Source organism: Plantibacter sp. T3 (genome assembly GCF_902506515.1).
GTDB lineage: Bacteria > Actinomycetota > Actinomycetes > Actinomycetales > Microbacteriaceae > Plantibacter > Plantibacter auratus.
This window is the reverse complement of record NZ_LR733286.1, coordinates 1,569,318-1,586,939: the sequence shown is the minus strand read 5'-3', so window position 1 is coordinate 1,586,939 and position 17,622 is coordinate 1,569,318. Positions and strand designations below refer to the sequence as shown.

General features: G+C 70.5%; 13 protein-coding genes. 7 read left to right on the top strand and 6 right to left on the bottom strand.

Annotation, left to right across the window (positions count from 1 at the left end):
• The first annotated feature begins 77 nt into the window (after positions 1-77).
• Positions 78-1,943 (top strand): glycoside hydrolase family 15 protein, encoded by a 1,866-nt coding sequence (locus GV015_RS07695; protein WP_256377223.1) that lies wholly within the window; start codon positions 78-80, stop codon positions 1,941-1,943.
• A gap of 54 nt (positions 1,944-1,997) precedes the next feature.
• On the opposite strand, the gene GV015_RS07690 is transcribed toward GV015_RS07695, so the two are convergent.
• Positions 1,998-2,483 carry an NUDIX domain-containing protein gene (locus tag GV015_RS07690; protein ID WP_159877744.1) on the bottom strand — a complete coding sequence of 162 codons (486 nt, stop codon included), beginning with the start codon at positions 2,481-2,483 and terminating at the stop codon, positions 1,998-2,000.
• Between the two features lie 65 nt (positions 2,484-2,548).
• Here GV015_RS07690 and GV015_RS07685 point away from each other — a divergent pair, with 65 nt between their 5' ends.
• On the top strand, positions 2,549-3,163 hold the full coding sequence (locus tag GV015_RS07685) for an antibiotic biosynthesis monooxygenase (RefSeq protein WP_137242301.1): 615 nt from the start codon (positions 2,549-2,551) through the stop codon (positions 3,161-3,163).
• Between the two features lie 28 nt (positions 3,164-3,191).
• On the opposite strand, the gene GV015_RS07680 is transcribed toward GV015_RS07685, so the two are convergent.
• On the bottom strand, positions 3,192-4,109 hold the full coding sequence (locus GV015_RS07680; protein WP_159877742.1) for an AraC family transcriptional regulator: 918 nt from the start codon (positions 4,107-4,109) through the stop codon (positions 3,192-3,194).
• 150 nt (positions 4,110-4,259) lie between these two features.
• Between GV015_RS07680 and GV015_RS07675 the strand changes: the two genes are divergently transcribed.
• Positions 4,260-4,742: a hypothetical protein gene (locus tag GV015_RS07675; RefSeq protein ID WP_064294230.1), complete on the top strand. Its 483-nt coding sequence runs from the start codon at positions 4,260-4,262 to the stop codon at positions 4,740-4,742.
• A gap of 51 nt (positions 4,743-4,793) precedes the next feature.
• Here the strand turns inward: GV015_RS07675 and GV015_RS07670 are convergent, their stop codons facing one another.
• Positions 4,794-5,546, bottom strand: coding sequence for an IclR family transcriptional regulator (locus GV015_RS07670; RefSeq protein ID WP_079705092.1), 753 nt, complete (start codon positions 5,544-5,546; stop codon positions 4,794-4,796).
• A 45-nt stretch (positions 5,547-5,591) separates the two neighbouring features.
• Between GV015_RS07670 and hutH the strand changes: the two genes are divergently transcribed.
• On the top strand, positions 5,592-7,280 hold the full coding sequence (gene hutH, locus GV015_RS07665; RefSeq protein WP_236555368.1) for a histidine ammonia-lyase: 1,689 nt from the start codon (positions 5,592-5,594) through the stop codon (positions 7,278-7,280).
• Positions 7,281-7,387: 107 nt separating this feature from the next.
• On the opposite strand, the gene GV015_RS07660 is transcribed toward hutH, so the two are convergent.
• Complete coding sequence (locus tag GV015_RS07660; RefSeq protein WP_159877740.1) at positions 7,388-11,299, bottom strand: efflux RND transporter permease subunit; 3,912 nt, start codon at positions 11,297-11,299, stop codon at positions 7,388-7,390.
• Positions 11,300-11,443: 144 nt separating this feature from the next.
• Positions 11,444-12,886: a PLP-dependent aminotransferase family protein gene (locus GV015_RS07655; RefSeq protein WP_159877738.1), complete on the bottom strand. Its 1,443-nt coding sequence runs from the start codon at positions 12,884-12,886 to the stop codon at positions 11,444-11,446.
• A 63-nt stretch (positions 12,887-12,949) separates the two neighbouring features.
• Between GV015_RS07655 and GV015_RS07650 the strand changes: the two genes are divergently transcribed.
• Positions 12,950-13,615, top strand: a complete 666-nt coding sequence (locus tag GV015_RS07650; RefSeq protein WP_064294226.1) for a YitT family protein — start codon at positions 12,950-12,952, stop codon at positions 13,613-13,615.
• 75 nt (positions 13,616-13,690) lie between these two features.
• On the opposite strand, the gene GV015_RS07645 is transcribed toward GV015_RS07650, so the two are convergent.
• Entirely contained in the window at positions 13,691-15,013 is a 1,323-nt protein-coding gene (locus GV015_RS07645; protein WP_159877736.1) for a cation:dicarboxylate symporter family transporter, read from the bottom strand.
• A gap of 199 nt (positions 15,014-15,212) precedes the next feature.
• On the opposite strand from GV015_RS07645, the gene GV015_RS07640 reads away from it, so the two are divergent.
• Complete coding sequence (locus tag GV015_RS07640; RefSeq protein WP_159877734.1) at positions 15,213-16,871, top strand: sensor histidine kinase; 1,659 nt, start codon at positions 15,213-15,215, stop codon at positions 16,869-16,871.
• Positions 16,868-17,575: a response regulator gene (locus GV015_RS07635; RefSeq protein WP_159877732.1), complete on the top strand. Its 708-nt coding sequence runs from the start codon at positions 16,868-16,870 to the stop codon at positions 17,573-17,575. Before GV015_RS07640 ends, GV015_RS07635 begins: the two co-directional genes overlap by 4 nt.
• The last annotated feature ends 47 nt before the right edge of the window (positions 17,576-17,622 follow it).

Genomic DNA, 17,622 nt, shown 5'->3' with positions numbered 1-17,622 from the left:
GCCCACCAGACTGACATAACCCTCCGCGGTACAAACGCGGTGTCTAGAGCCGACTCACCTACGTTACCCGATCCACCCTGAGAAGTCACGGAGCATCGCTCCCAGGCAGGCGCGCGGCGGCGTGGCAGCATGGGTGCATGCCCAGCCCCATCGAGGATTACGCCCTCATCGGTGATTGCCACACCGCCGCGCTCGTGTCGTCGGAGGGCAGCATCGACTGGCTGTGCCTCCCCCGGTTCGACTCGCCGTCGATGTTCGGTGCGCTGCTCGGCACCGAGGACCACGGCTGCTGGACGGTCCGGCCCGCCGACGCTCGGGCGACGGCGAGCCGCGCCTACCTCGACGACACTTTCGTCCTCGAGACCGTCTGGACGACTCCCGACGGGCAGGTGCGCGTGACCGACCTCATGCCCCACGGCGACCGCCGGGCGGATGTGGTCCGCCGGGTCGAGGGGCTCAGCGGCACCGTCGCGGTCGACGTCGAGGTTCGCCTCCGCTTCGGGTACGCCGACGCGATCCCGTGGGTGCGGCAGCTCCCGGACGGATCCGGGATCGTCGCGGTCGCCGGCCCCGACGCCGTCGTGGTCCGCGGCGTGCACCTGACGGCATCCGACCACGCCCACTCGGCGACCGTCGAGGTCTCCGCGGGCGACACCGTCGACCTCACCCTCACCTGGTACCCCTCGCACCGCGAGGTGCCGGACCCGGTCGACGTCGGCCCGCGCATCGACCACACGATCGCCTGGTGGCGCGACTGGGCGTCCCGCTGCGATCCCGCCGACGAGTACGAGGAGGCGGTCGTGCGGTCGCTACTCGTCCTCCGCGCCCTCACGCACGAGGACACCGGGGGCATCGTCGCCGCCGCGACCACGAGCCTGCCGGAGTCGTTCGGGGGCGTCCGGAACTGGGACTACCGCTACGTCTGGTTGCGCGACGCCTCGCTGACCCTCGAAGCCCTCATGCAGCACGGCTTCACCGAGGAGGCGCACGACTGGCGCAGGTGGCTCCTCCGGGCGATAGCCGGTGACCCGAACGACCTGCAGATCATGTACGGCCTCGCCGGCGAACGCCACCTCGTGGAGGAGGAGCTCGACAGCCTGCCCGGCTACCTCGGTGCCGCCCCCGTGCGCGTCGGCAACGGCGCCTACACGCAGTACCAGGGCGACGTCTTCGGGTCTGTGATGATCGCCCTCGACGAGGCGCGCTCGGTCGGTCTCGCGGACGACGACTTCTCGTGGAGCCTCCAGCGCGCGCTGCTCGGCGTCCTCGAGGAGCACTGGAACCGCCCCGACCGCGGCATCTGGGAGGTGCGGGGCGACGAGCAGCACTTCACCCACTCGCGCGCCATGATCTGGGCGGCGCTCGACCGCGGCGTCCGAGCGGTTCGCGAGCACGGCATGGACGGGCCCGTCGAACGTTGGGAGGCCCTGCGCGAGACTCTCCGCGAGACGATCGAGCGCGAGAACGTCGACCACGCACGCGGGTGCTACGTCCAGCACGCCGGGACGACCGAGGTCGACGCGTCGCTGCTCGTCCTCGCGCAGATCGGCTACGTGGCGCCCGACGACCCGCGCATGCTCGCGACGGTGGCCGCGATCGAGGAGGACCTCCTCCAGGACGGTCTGCTCCTGCGCTATCGCACGACGAGCGGGGTCGACGGTCTGCCGGGCGACGAGCACCCGTTCCTCGCGTGCTCGTTCTGGCTCGTGCAGCAGTACGCGGCCTCGGGCCGACTCGACGACGCCCGCGAGCTGATGGACCGGCTGCTGTCCTTCCGCAACGACCTGGGCCTGCTGTCCGAGGAGTACGACGTGCAGCAGGCGCGGCAGGTCGGCAACACCCCGCAGGCGCTCTCGCACCTCACCCTCGTCCGAGCCGCCGACGCCATCGCCGCAGCCACCGCCACCCCCTCCACCAGCCCGCGAACTGTCACCAAACGCTAGTCACGGGCCCCGGAACTAGCCTCAAGTGACAGTTCGCGGGCAGGTGGAGGGACGTCAGCGGGTGAAGCGGGCCTCGCGCTCGTCGGAGGCGGCGAGCGCTATCCGGGTGCGGAAGTTCTGCGAGACCTGCTCGGGCAGGGCATCGAGCGGGAACCACCGCGCCTCGGAGTTCTCGCCGTCAGCCGGATACGGCTCGCCCGACTCGTAGCGGCATCGGAACACGAGGTCGATGTACTGCGTGATGTCGCCGTTGTCGTAGACGTTCTGCGGGAGCACCTGCACCTGGGAGAGACGCTCGGCGACGGCGACCACGGCCGCCTCCTCGAGGACCTCGCGCTCCGCCGCGACCGCGGGCTCCTCGCCCGGGTCGATGATGCCGGTGACCGGCGTCCACGCCCCGTTGTCCTGTCGCCGGACGAGCAGGACCTCCGCCTCGGGCGTCCCGAGACCGCGCAAGACGACGGCGGTCACCCCCGTCAACCAGAGGGGCGCGTGCCCGATCCGCTCGCGGAGGGCCAGTACGAAGTCAGGAGTCGCCATGCCTCGACTCTACGGGGGCCACAGCGGGACACGAGATCGAAACACGAGTGCGGTCTACTGGGCGCATGGAACACGATCCCATCACCGTCTCGATCGAGCGACGCGTCAACCCGGCGTCGATCTCCGAGGCCACCATCTGGGTCCAGGCCGGCATCAACCTGGCGAACCGATACCCCGGCTTCCTCGGCTCCGGCTGGGTGCGCGCCGGCGCCGAGAGCGACGTCTGGTACATGCTCTACCGCTTCGCGGACGAACAGACGCTCACCGACTGGGAGGAGTCGAAGGAACGCGCCTGGTGGCTCTCGAGCGGCCGCGAGTTCATGGAGCAGTCCCGCGTCGAACGGCGCAGCGGGATCGAGGGGTGGTTCGACGCGCCCGACGGGATCCTCCGCGTCGAGGAGGCCGAGCTCTCCGGCGACCCGGACCCGATCCCGCCGGCACCGCCGCGCTGGAAGCAGGCGGTGAGCATCTGGTTGGGCTTCTTCCCGCTCAACCTCGTCTTCACCCTCCTCGTCACGGCGCTCGTGCCCGGTTGGGAACCGCTCGGCGTGTTCCTCCACGTGCTCATCTCGACGCTCATCCTGACGCCGATCATGACCTACTGGCTCCTGCCACTCGTCACGAGGCTGCTGCGGCCCTGGTTGACGGCTCCGCGACGAAGCGGGCGCACCGCAGCCTGATCCGGTGCACTCGGACGGCGCTGCGACCTCAGGCGTCCTCCGCCTTGGTCTGCTCTCGGAACTGGCTCGGGCTGAGACCGGTGTGCGCGACGACCGCTCGACGGAGGTGCGCCTGGGAGTGGTAGCCGCAGCGGGCCGCGACCTCGGCGATCGACAGGCCCCGGTGGTCGGGGTCCGAGAGGAGGGCGAGCGCGAGCTGCACCCGCCGCTCGGCGATCTCGCCGGCGGCGCTCGTGCCAGAGCCTTCGAACACCCGTTGCAGGGACCTGGTCGACATGTTGAAGCGACGCGCCAGCGTCTCCGGTCGCAGCTCCCGCTCGGCGAAGGACGCCGCGATGTGCTCGATGATCCGGAGCCGGAGCGGAACCCGGCCGGCCTCACCCTCGGCCCGGAAGAGGTCGTTCTCCGCGTAGAGCGTCGCGAGCATCGTGTCGATCACGCGGCAGAGTCTGAGCTGTGCGGCGCCGCCGATCGGTTCGAACGCGGAGATGACCTCCACGAGGAACGCGGCGCTCCCCCGCAACAGGGGCGACGGCGCCAAGGGGCCGAGGGCGCTGGTCGGGGCGATGCCGAGGCGGCGAAGCGCACGCATCGGCACGAACACGTACAGATAGGTCGCGTGGTCGTGGATCGTCGTCCGATACGTCTCGGCGCCCTCCGTGAGCGTTCCGGTCCCGGGGAGCAGGTCGAGTTGCTGTCGTCCGTGGACCAGGCTGGCCGCACCCTCGATGAGCATCACGATCGTCGCGACCGGCTCATCGAGCCCGTAGGCGTCGGCGAGGACGTCGAACGTCCCGGGCCCGACCGTGTTGCGATGGAGGACGTACTCGCCGAGCACGACCGAGTCGACGGTCATCGAGAACCGGTCGGGGTCCACGTCCACGAATCGCAGCGCGCCCGACGCCTCCTGCATCCCGGTCGCACCCTCGAACCGTCGTGTGGTCACGCGGCCGCGCGCAGGGAACCGACCGGATAGGCCATCATCAGGTGCGGGCATCATCGGACCCTTCGAAGAGTTCATCCACCCTCGCACAGGGTTCCGTCCGAATCGAGGGGTTGCCAGCCGCATCGCACGGTGGTCGGCGATACTGGACTGATGATCTCCGCTGACCTCGCCCGAGCGCTCCGCACCGCCGGCCTGCGCTGGACCCCCGAACCCGGCGACCGCTTCACCATCGATGGCGGCGAGCTCGCCGGCGACGTGTTCACGGTCAGCGAGATGACCGTCGAGGTGCACGAGCACCCGGGTGGCCGCAGCTTCGGCTTCAACGGCACGACCGAGTGGGCGTTGGACTCCGTCGACCAGGAGGAGACGCTCTGGCTGCCCTCGGAGCACCAGCTGCGCGCTCTGCTGCGCGGCTCGTTCCGGTCACTCGAACGCGCGGTCTCCCCCGCTGCACCGACCGACGGTGAGCCGACCCTCGACGACGAACTCGACGTCCTCCTGTCGCTCGGCGACGCCGAGGCGTACACCGTCGTGGTCGAGCTCGGCGGCGAACTTCGACGGTTCAGCGCCGCGACGGCGCCCGACGCGTATGCGACCGCACTGCTCGAGCTCATCCTGCGCTCGGTCGCCTGACCACGGTTCCGGAGCCGCCCGCACGCTCCGCCCGCCCGCTCCGCCGAGCGCTCAGCGACCCCGGATCCGCCGCGACAGCTCGGCCGCCGCCGGGTGGATCTCGCGGGCCAACCACGCCGGGTCGAGCCCGGCATCGGCGTCGTACGTGACCGCGATCGCCGCCGCCGGCCACCCCGTGTGGTCACGGACGACCACCCCGACACTCGCGAGGCCGAGCGTCACCCCGCCGGCCTCGCGCGCATACCCGTCCTGCGTCGTCTGGGCGAGGACCTGGCGGAGTTCGCGGTACCGCTTCGGCCCGTGGCCGGTGCGGTCGACGAACGCCGCCTGGTCGGGGAACAGGGCGCGCAGCTGGCCGGCCGGGAGCGCGGCGAGGATCGCGCAGCCGCTGGCGGTCAGGTGAGCCGGGAGGCGCACACCGACGTCGGTGACGAGGTGCGGCCGACGCGGTGCCCGCTCATCCACGATGTAGAGCACGTCCCGGCCGTGCAGCACGGCGAGATGCGCGCTCTCGCCCACCCGGTCGACCAGCTCGGCGAGCAACGGGCGCCCGAGCATGCTGAGCGGCTCCTGGCGGGCGTACCCGCCGGAGAGTTCGAAGGCGGCGACCCCGAGCCCGTAGCGACGGGCTTCGGGCAGGTGGACCACGAAGCCGTGCTCCTGCAGCACGCTGAGGAGGTGGTAGACCGTCGATCTCGGCAGGTCGAGCGCCGAGGCGATCGCCGCGGCCGGAAGCGGGCCGCGGGCGCCGGCGAGATGGCTCAGCACGCGCAGGGTGGCGTCGGCTGCCGGGACCTGACTCACCGTTGACCTCGTCTCCGCGGCTCGGACGCGGCCGCCTGGTCGTCCATGTCTGTCATCCCAGACACGGACGACTCTACGCGCACCGCCGCGGTCGGCGTCCGGGTGTTCCATCGGAACATGGACATCCAGCCCGGCGCGACCCCGACCACCAGCGACCCGACGACCTCCGGTCGCTCGTATCCCCAACCCGCCGGCCCGGCCTCGGTCTCCCTCGGCGCAGGGCCGCTGTCGATCGACGAGGTCGTCGCCGTCGCCCGACACGGCGCGCGGATCGACCTCGATGGCGCGGCCCTCGACGGTGTCGCCGCATCCCGTCGGATCATCGAGGCGCTCGCCTCCGACCCCGAGCCCCACTACGGGATCTCGACCGGGTTCGGTGCGCTCGCGACCACGTTCATCGAGCCGGCGCGCCGCGCGCAGTTGCAGGCGAGCCTCGTCCGCTCGCACGCCGCAGGCAGCGGCGAGGTCGTCGAGCGGGAGGTCGTGCGTTCTCTCATGACGCTGCGCCTCTCGACGCTCATGACGGGCCGCACCGGGGTGCGGATGGAGACGGTCCGCGCCTACGCGGCGATGCTGAACGCCGACATCACCCCGGTCGTGCGCGAGTACGGGTCGCTCGGCTGCTCCGGCGACCTCGCGCCCCTCGCACACTGCGCGCTGGCGGTGATGGGCGAGGGCGAGGTGACCGATGCGTCCGGGCGCACGCGCTCCGCTGCGGAGGCGCTCGCGGACGCCGGCCTCAAGCCGGTACAGCTCGCCGAGAAGGAGGGGCTCGCGCTCATCAACGGCACCGACGGCATGCTGGGGATGCTCGCGCTCGCCGTGGACGACCTGCGGATGCTCTTGCGCACAGCCGACGTCGCCGCGGCGATGAGCGTCGAGGGCCTGCTCGGCACGGACGCGGTGTTCGCCGCAGACCTGCAGGCCCTGCGCCCGCAGGCGGGTCAGGCCGAGAGCGCCGGGAACCTGCGGTTGCTGCTCGACGGCTCCCCGATCGTCGCGAGCCACCGGGGTCCCGAGTGCACCCGGGTGCAGGACGCCTACTCACTGCGCTGCGCCCCGCAGGTGCACGGTGCCGCCAGGGACACCGTCGACCACGCCGCGATGGTCGCCGAGCGGGAGCTCGCGAGTGCCGTCGACAACCCGGTGCTCACGCCGGACGGGCGGGTCGAGTCGAACGGGAACTTCCACGGCGCCCCGGTCGCCTACGTGCTCGACTTCCTCGCGATCGCCGTCGCCGATGTCGCGTCCATGTCGGAGCGCCGCACCGACCGCTTCCTGGATCGGAGCCGGAGCAACGGCCTCCCACCGTTCCTCGCGCACGAGGTGGGTGTCGACTCGGGCCTCATGATCGCCCAGTACACGGCGGCCGGCATCGTGAGTGAACTGAAACGGCTGGCGCACCCGGCGTCCGTCGACTCGATCCCGTCCTCCGCGATGCAGGAGGACCACGTCTCGATGGGCTGGGCGGCGGCGCGGAAGCTCCGTCGGGCGATCGACGGTCTCGGCCGCGTGCTGGCGATCGAGGTCATGACGGCGGCCCGTGGCCTCGACCTGCGCAGCCCGCTCGAGCCGGCCGTCGGCACCGGGGCGGTGCTCCGCCGGGTGCGTGAGCAGGTCACGGGTCCCGGACCCGACCGGTTCCTCTCCCCCGAGATCGAGGCGGTCACCGCGCTGGTGCAGTCGGGCGAGGTCGTGCGGGCGGTCACCGGCGCGGTCGGCGATCTCCGCTGAGTCGGGCGTCACACGACGAAGCCCTCGGGCGCCGGTGACGGCGTTCCCGAGGGCTTCGTGTCGAGGGGCTCGAACCTCAGCTCATCGACCGAGCGGGAGGTGGTCGATCACGGCCACTGCGCGCGGCGGCGCTTCGGCCGTTCGGTGCCCGAAGACGGCTCAGTCCCGGGTGCCGGGTCGGCATCGGGCTTCGGCTCAGCGTCAGGCGTCGGCTGGGTGTCGCTCGTCGGGCTGGAGTCAGCAGGGAGCTCGGACTTCTCCGCCGCCTCAGCCTCTCCGGCCGGCTCCGTCTCCAGGATCGGCTCGGGCTCGGCGACCGGCTCAGCCGTTGCTTCCGGCTCAGGCCGCACCGCAGGGGCTACGTGCTCGCCGGAATGAGCGACCTCGTCCGCAGGGCCTTCGGAGACCGCGTCGGGAAGGGTGATCGCTTCGGTGCGCGGCAGCTCGTCACCCGTCGCCACATGCGCCCCGTGCACCTCGTGGGCTTCGTGCACCTCGTGCGCGGCGGGCCGCGTCATCGGTCGATCCACCGCCGACTCACTCGGCGCAGCGACCTGCGGCTCGAGTGCCGCATCCGAGTCCGTGGGAGCCGCATCGGCAGGATCGGCGTCGGCAGCAACCGAATCGATCGGGGCCTCCTCCGCCGGTTCCGCGTCAGCGGGAGTGGCGCGATCTGGAGCCGCGTCCACCGGAGCCACATCCGCCGAGGCCGACGGAACGGATGCGTCAGGCACGCTCGGCGCGGTTGCAGCGCTTCCGCCACCGGCGCCGACGAGGACCGGCTCCTCCGCGGGGACAGTCGCGGCCCGCGGCCCCTCGATCGCGGCGACCGTGCGCGCCGTCGGCTTCGGCTCGGCTGCAGCCCGCCGCTGCTCGCGACGTTCGCGGAACCCCTCGACGAGGTTGTAGAGGGTGGGGAGCACGACGAGCGTCAGGATGGTCGAGGAGACGAGCCCGCCGATGACGACGATCGCGAGCGGCTGCGAGATGAAACCACCGTGTCCGGTGATGCCGAGTGCCATCGGGGTGAGGGCGAAGATCGTCGCGAGCGCCGTCATGAGGATCGGACGGAGCCGGCGTGCGGCACCGTGCTCGACGGCCTCGATCACCGTCATGCCGCGGCGCCGGTACTGGTTCACGAGGTCGACCAGCACGATCGCGTTCGTCACGACGATACCGATGAGCATCAGCACGCCGATGAGCGACGGTACGCCGAGCGGCACGCCCGTGATGATCTGGAGCCCGATCGCGCCGGTCGCGGCGAACGGTACCGACACCAGCAGCAGGAGCGGCTGCCGCAGCGAACGGAAGGTCGCGACCATGATGACGTAGACGATGAGGATCGCGGCGAGGAGCGCGAGGCCCAGCTGTCCGAACGCGTCGCTCTGCGATGCCGTGACACCCCCGAGGGTCGCCGTGGTGCCGGCGGGCAGCTTGACGTCGTCGATCGCCGTCTGCACCTCGGCGCTGGCGGTACCGAGGTTGTCGCTGCCCGGAGTCGCGCTGATCGTGGCTGAGCGCAGCCCCTTGACGGTCGAGATCGTCGCGGGTCCGTCGACCTGCGAGACCGTCGCGAGGGTGTCGAGGCGTCTCGGGCCGGTGGCCGTCGGGACCTCCGTCGCCGCGAGGGCGTCGACGGTGGTCGGCGGGTCCTGGGCGTCGACGTAGATGGTGAGCGTGGTGTCGTCGATGACGATGGAGCCCACCGTCGTCGGCTGCATGAGCTGCGAGACGTACGCACCGAGCGCGACCTCGCTGAACCCTGCTGCGGCGGCGGCGTCGCGGTTGACGGCCACCTGGACGTAGGGCCGCGATTCGCTGAGGTTGCTCGTGACCTGGTCGATGCCGTCGAGACCGGTGACGGCCTGCTGGATCGCGTCGGCGGCCTCCGCGAGATCGCTCTGCCGTGCGGAGGTGATGTCGATCTCGATGTCGCTCGACCCGCCGAAGCCCGCGGACGCGGCGACCTCGATCTCGCCGACGTCGTCGAGCCCGGACAGGTCCTTGCGGACCGTCTTCTGGAGTGCCGTCTGGTCGGCGTCTTCGCTCGTCGTGATCGAGTAGGTGATGGCTCCGCCACCGCCGCCCGAGAACGCGTCGCGCAGGGAGCTTCCGCTCGACCCGATCGAGAGCTGGACGGTGTCGATGCCGTCGATGTCGCGCAGCTTCGTCTCGACCTGCTTCGCCGCCGCGTCCTGAGCGTCGAGGCTCGTGCCGACCGGCAGGGTCTGCGTGACCGTGAGGGTGTTCTGGCCGGAGTCACCGAGGAAGTTGGTCTTCATGAACGGCGTCAGCGCGAAGGTGCCGACGAGCACGAGCACCGAGAGCAGCAGGGTGGTGACCGAGTGCTTGAGGGTCCAGTGGATGATCGGGAGGTAGGCCTTCTGGAGCCGTGACGGCTTCTCGAGGTCGTCTTCGTCCTGCACGCTGACCCGGCGCTCGCGTCGGCTCCGGACCGGTCCGCTCGTCGCGTCGGACGGCGCTTCCTCCGCTGCGGCTGCGGCTGCGAGGCGCTGGGCCTTCGGGGCGCGGAGGAACCAGTAGGCGAGCACGGGCACGATGGTGAGCGCGACGAGGAGCGACGCGAGCAGCGCGATCGTGACGGTGAGGGCGAAGGGTCGGAAGAGTTCTCCGGTGACGTCGCCGACGAACGCGATGGGCAGGAACACGGCCACCGTGGTGATGGTCGAGGCGGTGATCGCGCCTGCGACCTCCTGGACGGCGCTCAGGATCGACCCGGCGCGCTGTGCACCCGTCCGATTGTCGCCGAACGAAAGGTGTCGCTTGATGTTCTCGATGACCACGATCGAGTCGTCGACCACGCGCCCGATGGCGATCGTCAGCGCGCCCAGCGTGAGGATGTTGAGCGAGTACTCGGCGACCTGGAGACCGATGAAGGTGATGAGCACGGACGTCGGGATGGAGATCGCCGTCACGAGCGTGGCCCGGACGTCGAGGAGGAACACGAGGATGATCAGCACCGCGAAGACGAGGCCGAGCAGGCCTTCCGTCGTCAGGGCCTCGATGGACTGCTCGATGTAGGGCGCCTGATCGAAGACGACGGTGAGCTTGGCGTCGGAGCCGATGGTCCGCTCGAGCTCGGGAAGGATGTCGCGCACGCCCTGCGAGACCTCGACGGTGTTCGCCGCGGGCAGCTTCGTGACGGCGATGGTGAGCGCCGGCTCGCCGTCGACGCGCGAGATCGACGTGATCGGGTCGTCGCTCAGGGCGACCGTCGCGACATCGCCGATGGTCAGGACGGAGCCGTCGGCGGCGAGGGCGCCCGTGATCGGCAGTGCGGCGATGTCGTCGACCGAGGTGAGCTTCGTGCCCGTCTGCACGGAGAACGTCTTGTCGCCTTCGGTGATGTCGCCCGCAGGCTGCAGGGAGCCGTTCTGCTGCAGCGTCGTCCCGATGACCCGGCTGGTCTGCCCCGCGAGGGCCAGTTTGGCGTCGTCGGGGGTGATCGTGACCCGCTTGCCCACCTCACCGACGATCGCCGCGTCGCGGACGCCGTCGACGTCCTTGATGTCGGGGACCACGGAGCTCGAGAGCACCTCGGCCAGGGAGTCCTGATCGGCCGCACCGGACACGGCGATCTGGATGACCGGGAGGTCGTCGATGCTGCCGCTGACCACCTGCGGGTCGACGGTGTCGGGCAGGGTCGACTTGATGCGGTTGATCGCCTGGGTGATCTTCTGCTCGGCGGTGGCGAGGTCCGTGCCGTAGGTGAAGGTCGCGCTGATGAGGCTCGAGTTCGTGCTCGACGTCGCCGAGGTGGACTCGATACCGGGCACGCCCTGGATCGCGGTCTCGATCGGGGTCGAGACGTCGTCGTTGACGACCTCGGGTGCCGCACCCGGGTAGCTCGTGATGATCGCGAGCTGCGGGAACTGGACCGACGGGATGAGCTCCTGCTTGAGGCCGCCCACCGCCAGGACGCCGAACACGGCGGCCACGATGGTGACGAGCGCGATCAACGCGCGGTTCTTCATGCTGAGGACGGAGAGCAGGTGCACGGAGCCGCTTTCGGTTGTTGCGAGAGGTGCGGACGCTGTAATTATGTCACCGCACACCCGTCCGACGGCGGTCTCGCGCGGAGGCTGGACACGGCACGCACAAGCACTGCGTGTGGAGCGGTGTCACGCTCGTCGGCGACGAGATCAGACGACGTCTTCGAGGTAGTCCAGAGCCGGCACGTGCCCGAACATCGCGGAGTGCCAGGTCTGCGTCAGCAGCTCGACCGCCTGCTCGGTCTGGGCCCACGGATAGCTGATCGGGATGCGAAGGTAGCGCTCGAACGCCCCGTCGATCCCGAACCGTGGCCCGGCGACGATCACGAGCCCGTGGCTGCGAGCCGCGAGCGAGAGCTGCGATGACGCGGCCTCGCCGAGGTTCACCCAGGTGGCGATCCCACCGTCGACCCGCGGCACGGTCCACTCGGGGAGGCGGTCGGCCAAGAGGTCGACGAGCCGGTCGCGGGTCTCGCCGAGCGCGACGCCGCGCCGGGCGACGATGCCGTCCATCGCTGGCATCAGCTGCTGGACGGTCAGCTGGTCGAGGATCGGGGTGCCGAGATCGCCCAGCGAGCGTGCCGAGACGAGCTTCCTGATCGTGCCGCGCTCGGCCCGGATCCACCCGATGCGGAGGCCTCCCCAGATCGTCTTGCCCACCGAACCGATCGTGATGATCGACGCCGGCGCGCCCTGGAGCGCGGCGAACGGGGTGCCGTCGAGGCCCTCGTCCGTCGGCCGGTCGATGTCGAGCTCGGCCGTGGTCTCGTCGATCACGAGCACCGTCCCGTGCCGCTCGGCTGCTGCTGCGACCCGTCGGCGGGTCTCGAGCGGCATCGACGCCCCGGTCGGGTTGTGGAAGTCCGGCATGAGGTACGCCATCGCGGGGCTCGTGCGCTCGAACCACTGCTCGAGTTCGCGGACGTCCCAGCCGGTCTCCGAGGAGACGGTCGCGGCGCCGAGCCTGGCCCCGGCCGCCCGGAGCGCCTCGTAGGCGTGGGGATAGCTCGGCATCTCGACGAGGACGCGGTCACCTCGGCTGAGCAGGGTGCGTGCGATGAGCGCGATCGCGTGTTGGGCCCCCACGGTCACCATGATCTCGTCGGGGTCGGTGGGCAGCCCGCGCGCGGTGTAGCGGTCGGCGATGGCCTGCCGCAGCTCGGGCATGCCGACGAGGTCGTAGTCGAAGTCGTGCATGTACCGCGGCAGTTCTGCGGCGGCGGTGGCCACGGCGTCGATGATCTCGGGGCACGGCGGGACGGCCGCCTTGCTGAAGTCGAGGAACCCGCCCTGTGGCACGGGAGCCAGCGCAGTGGGCGCCGACGGCAGGAGGGTGACACTGCCCGAACCGCGGATGCTGCGGAGGTAGCCGGCCTCGCGCAGTTCGCGGTACGCCGCGGTGACCGTGGTGCGGCTCAGCGCGAGCCGATCGGCCAGTTCCCGCTCGGCCGGCAGACGGGTGCCGACCGGGATGCGTCCGTCGAGGACGAGGAGTCGGATGCGGTCGGCGAGACCGCGGTATGCGGGCGCAGCGGTCTTCCACTGCCCGAGCAGGGCGGCGAGCGATCGGGCACTCAGGGTGATGGAAGCCATTGAACCACGATACCCAGATTGGCCTCTAGCGCCAAAGCCAATCGTGCAATTGGATTGTCCACCATGACCCGTCGTGTGCTCCAACTCCTCATCGGCCTCTTCCTGTACGGCATCGCCATCGCGATGATCGTGCGCGGTGCGGTCGGCGTCGCCCCGTGGGACGTCCTCACCCAGGGACTCAACCTGCGGACCGGCCTGAGCTTCGGACTCATCACGATCATCGTCGGCGGGCTCGTGCTCCTCGCCTGGATACCGCTCAAGCAGCGGCCGGGTGTCGGCACCGTCCTGAACGTCCTCCTCGTGGGGCCCTCGGCCGACATCGGGCTGGCGTTCATCCCCGCGGACCTCGACCTGTGGGCGCGCATCCTGCTGTTCGCCGGCGGACTGCTCCTCCTCGGCGTCGCCTCGGGCCTCTACATCGGCGGCAACTTCGGCCCCGGCCCGCGAGACGGCCTCATGACCGGCATCCACCGCGTCACCGGGTGGCCGATCTGGGTCGGGCGCACGGGCGTGGAGCTCGTGGTCCTCGGCATCGGGTGGCTGCTCGGCGGGAACGTCGGCATCGGAACGGTGGTCTTCGCCGTGCTCATCGGCCCGATCTGCGGCTACACGATCCCGTTGTTCCGGATCGCTCCGCGGACGGAGCACTCGACCACCGCCGTGGACGAGGCTGTGCTCGAGGGCGACACCCCGCCGTCGAAGCCGATCGTCGACTCCCCGGCCAACTGAAGCCACCCTTCGACAGGGAGGGATTCCTGCCCTTCGACAGGCTCAGGGACCGCCCCCTGTCGAAGGGCCGATCCCTCAGGGCTTCGCCACCGCCACTGCGCCCGTGTGGTCGTCGACGCTCATCGTCGCCTCGTCGAACCGCGAGCGACCGGAGAGGACCTCGCCGACCTGCACCCGGTCGACCTCCTTCACCCACGTGCCGATGATGATCGTGGCGACCGCGTTGCCGGTGAAGTTCGTGAGCGCACGCGCCTCCGACATGAAGCGGTCGATGCCGACGATGAGGCCGACCCCGTCGACGAGGTCGGGCCGGTTGGCCTGCAGGCCGCCGGCGAGGGTCGCGAGACCGGCGCCGGTGACGCCCGCGGCGCCCTTCGACGCGATGATCATGAACACGAGGAGCGAGATCTGCTCCCCGAGGTTCATCGGGACACCCATGACGTCGGCGATGAAGATCGACGCCATGGTGAGGTAGATCGCGGTGCCGTCGAGGTTGAAGGAGTAGCCCGTCGGGACGGTGATGCCGACGACCGGCTTGGAGACACCGAGGTGCTCCATCTTCGCGATGAGTCGCGGCAGCGCAGCCTCGGAGGAGGAGGTGCCGACGATGAGGAGGTACTCACGGCCGAGGTACTTCATGAGCTTGAAGATGTTGAAGCCCGTCGCGAGGCGCAGGACGCCACCGAGCACGACGACGATGAACAATGCGCAGGTGATGTAGAACGCGATCATGAGCGTGGCGAGCCCGACGAGTGCACTCGCGCCGGCGGACCCGGTCACGGCGGCGATCGCGCCGAACGCTCCGATGGGCGCGATCCACATGATCATCGCGAGCACCCGGAACACGAGCGCCTGGATGAGCTTGATGCCGCGCAGGATCGGTTCACCCGTCGTCCCCATCTTCTGCAGGCCGAAGCCGACGAGCAGGGCGACGAAGAGGACCTGCAGGATGTTGCCGCCGGTCAGCGAGGACACGAGCGTCGTGGGGATGATGCCGAGGATGAACTCGGTCGTGCTCTTGGCCTCCCCCTCCACCTGGTAGCTCGTCTCGGCGAGGTTCAAGCCGGCGCCCGGCTGGATGAGGTTGCCGACGACGAGGCCGATCGCGAGGGCGAAGGTCGATATCACGATGAAGTACAGCAGCGCGAGCCCGCCGACCTTGCCGACGGTCGCGGCCTTCGCGATCGACCCGACGCCGATCACGATGGTGCAGAAGATGACCGGGGCGATCATCATCTTGATCAGCGCCACGAAGGCGTCGCCGATGGGTTTGAGTCCCTTCGCGAACTCCGGGGCGGCGAGTCCGACGACGATGCCGGCGAGCACCGCGACGATCACCGCGAGGTAGAGGTAGTGGGTCTTGTCCAGCCGTTTCAGGGAGGAGAGCGTCATTGCCATTCCGGATCCGTTTCGTCGGCCGCGTCAGTGCGGCAGCGGGTGGTCGATCGACCCATGCTGCGACCACGCCGGCGGATCGATCGGGTTGTGGTCGTAGTGACCGCTTGTGGTCGTACTGGTCGCGGTCGGCGACGCCTGTGGCCGTCGTCACCCCCGATACTTGAGGGGTCGACGCGACGGAGCAGACGGAGGTGACGCGATGGCCGGTCGGTCCAGGAGCATCGCCTCGCGACTCTTCCTCGTGCAGCTCGTCGCGGTCGTCGCGATGACGCTCGTCGCCGGCGTCCTGCTCTGGTTCCAGGCCCGCACCGAGACCGAGGACCGCGCGGTCGCGAAATGCCTCGACGTCGCGAACGGCGTCGCGGACAACCCCTACGTCGTCGCGCAGCTCGGCTCGGATCGCCCGTCCGACGCGCTCCAGCCCTACGCCGAGGCGCTCATGCGCGACACCGGTGTCGACTTCGTGACGATCATGGCTCCGGATCGCACCCGGTACACGCACCGCGAGCGCGACCAGATCGGCAAGCCGTTCATCGGCACGATCGGACCGGCGCTCGAGGGACGGACCTTCACCGAGACGTACACGGGCACGCTCGGCCCCTCCGTCCGCGCCGTCGCACCCATCCGTGACGACGCCGGCGAGGTCGTCGCCCTCGTCGCCGCAGGCGTCACGGTCAGCAACGTGTCCGAGACCTTCGAGACCCGGGTGCCGTGGTTGCTCGGAACGGCTCTGCTCGTGCTCGTCATCGGCGCGATCGGCTCCTGGACGCTCCGCCGCTACCTCGCACGGGTCACCGGGTCGCGCGGACCGGAGGACCTCGCCAGGATGTTCGACTACTACGAGTCGGTGCTCCACTCGGTGCGGGAGGGGCTCGTCCTCGTGGACCGCCACCGCCGTCTCGTGCTCGTCAACGACCAGGCGTCCGAACTGCTCGGGCTGCCCCTCGGCGAGCGTTCCCCGGGAGCGGCGCCGGTCGACGAGCTGCCGATCGACGCCGGCCTGCGCGAGCTCCTCGCGAGCGGACGCCAGGCCGTGGACGAGATCCACCTCACACGCGACCACGTGCTCGTCGTGAACCAGGAGTCGGCGGTCGGTCCGGGCGAGACGGCAGGCCCGCACCCGCGTGGGTGGGTGATGACGCTGCGCGACCACACCGAGATCGAACACCTGAGCGGCGAGCTGGCGTCGATGCGCACGATGAGCGACGCCCTGCGCTCGCAGACCCACGAGTTCGCGAACCGGCTGCACACGATCGTCTCGCTCATCGAGCTCGACCGGCGGGAGGAGGCGCTCGACCTCGCGGCGCAGGGACTCGGAGCGAGTCAGCGGTTGACCGACCGCGTGCTCGCGGCGGAACAGGAGCCGGTGATCTCGGCGCTGCTGCTCGGCAAGACGGCGCAGGCGGCCGAGCAGGGGGTCGAGCTGCACCTCGAGAGCGACCCCGCGCTCGGACGCGTGCGCGTCGACCCGGCCGTGATCGTCACCATCCTCGGCAACCTCATCGACAACGCGATCGACGCGGCGTCCGGCGATCGCCCCTGGGTGGAGGTCTACCTCGGGCAGGGGCTGCCGGACGACCTCGGCGCCGGGCGGTCCGACGACGCCGAGACGACGGAGCTCGTGATCCAGGTGACCGACAGCGGACCGGGCCTGCCCCCGGAGGCGCTCGACCTCGCGTTCGTACGCGGCTGGTCGACGAAAGAGCCCGGCCGATACGGCCGGGGGTTCGGTCTCGCGCTGGTCCAGCAGGCGGTGACACGACTCGGCGGCACGATCGAGGTCGTCCGCGAGCCGTCCTCGGCGTTCGTCGTGACGCTGCCGGCCGCGGTCGGCGTCCGGGACGAGGCAGGCACATGAGCGAGCGCATCCGGGTCCTGGTCGTCGAGGACGAACCGATCACCCAGCAGGCCCATGCGTCCTACCTGCGCCGCGTCGAGGGCTTCGAACTCGCCGCCGTGGCGGGCGATGCGGCCACCGCGATGCAGGCGCTGCGGGCAGCTGCGGCCCACCGCTCCCCCGACGACCGGATCGACCTCGTCCTGCTCGACCTCAACCTGCCGGACGCGCACGGTCTCGAGCTCTGCCGACGCATCCGGACGGCGGGTATCGACGTCGACGTCATCGCCATCACCGCGGCCCGTGATCTCCGGATCGTCCGAGCGGCGGTCTCGGCGGGCATCGTCCAGTACCTCATCAAACCGTTCGCGTTCCCCGCGTTCGCCGACAAGCTGGAGGCGTATCGCTCCTTCCGGCACACGATGTCGGCGGAGGGCTCGGTCGCGAGCCAGCACGAGGTGGACCTCACCCTCGCCACGCTGCGAGCGCCGTCCTCCCGCCCGCAGTTGGCGAAGGGACTCTCGGAGGACACCCTGCGTCTGGTCTCGGACCTCCTCCGGCAGGCCACCGGACCGCTCTCCGCGAGCGAAGCGGCGGCCGCCGGGTCCCTGTCACGGGTGACGGCCAGGCGTTACCTCGAGTACCTCGCCGAGACGGGCGCCGTCGAGCGGTCGCCGCGCTACGGCACCCCGGGGCGCCCGGAGCTCGAGTACCGCTGGCGGTGATGCCGCCCCGATCTCCGCCGCTCGACGGAGACCGGCTCGACGGCGGA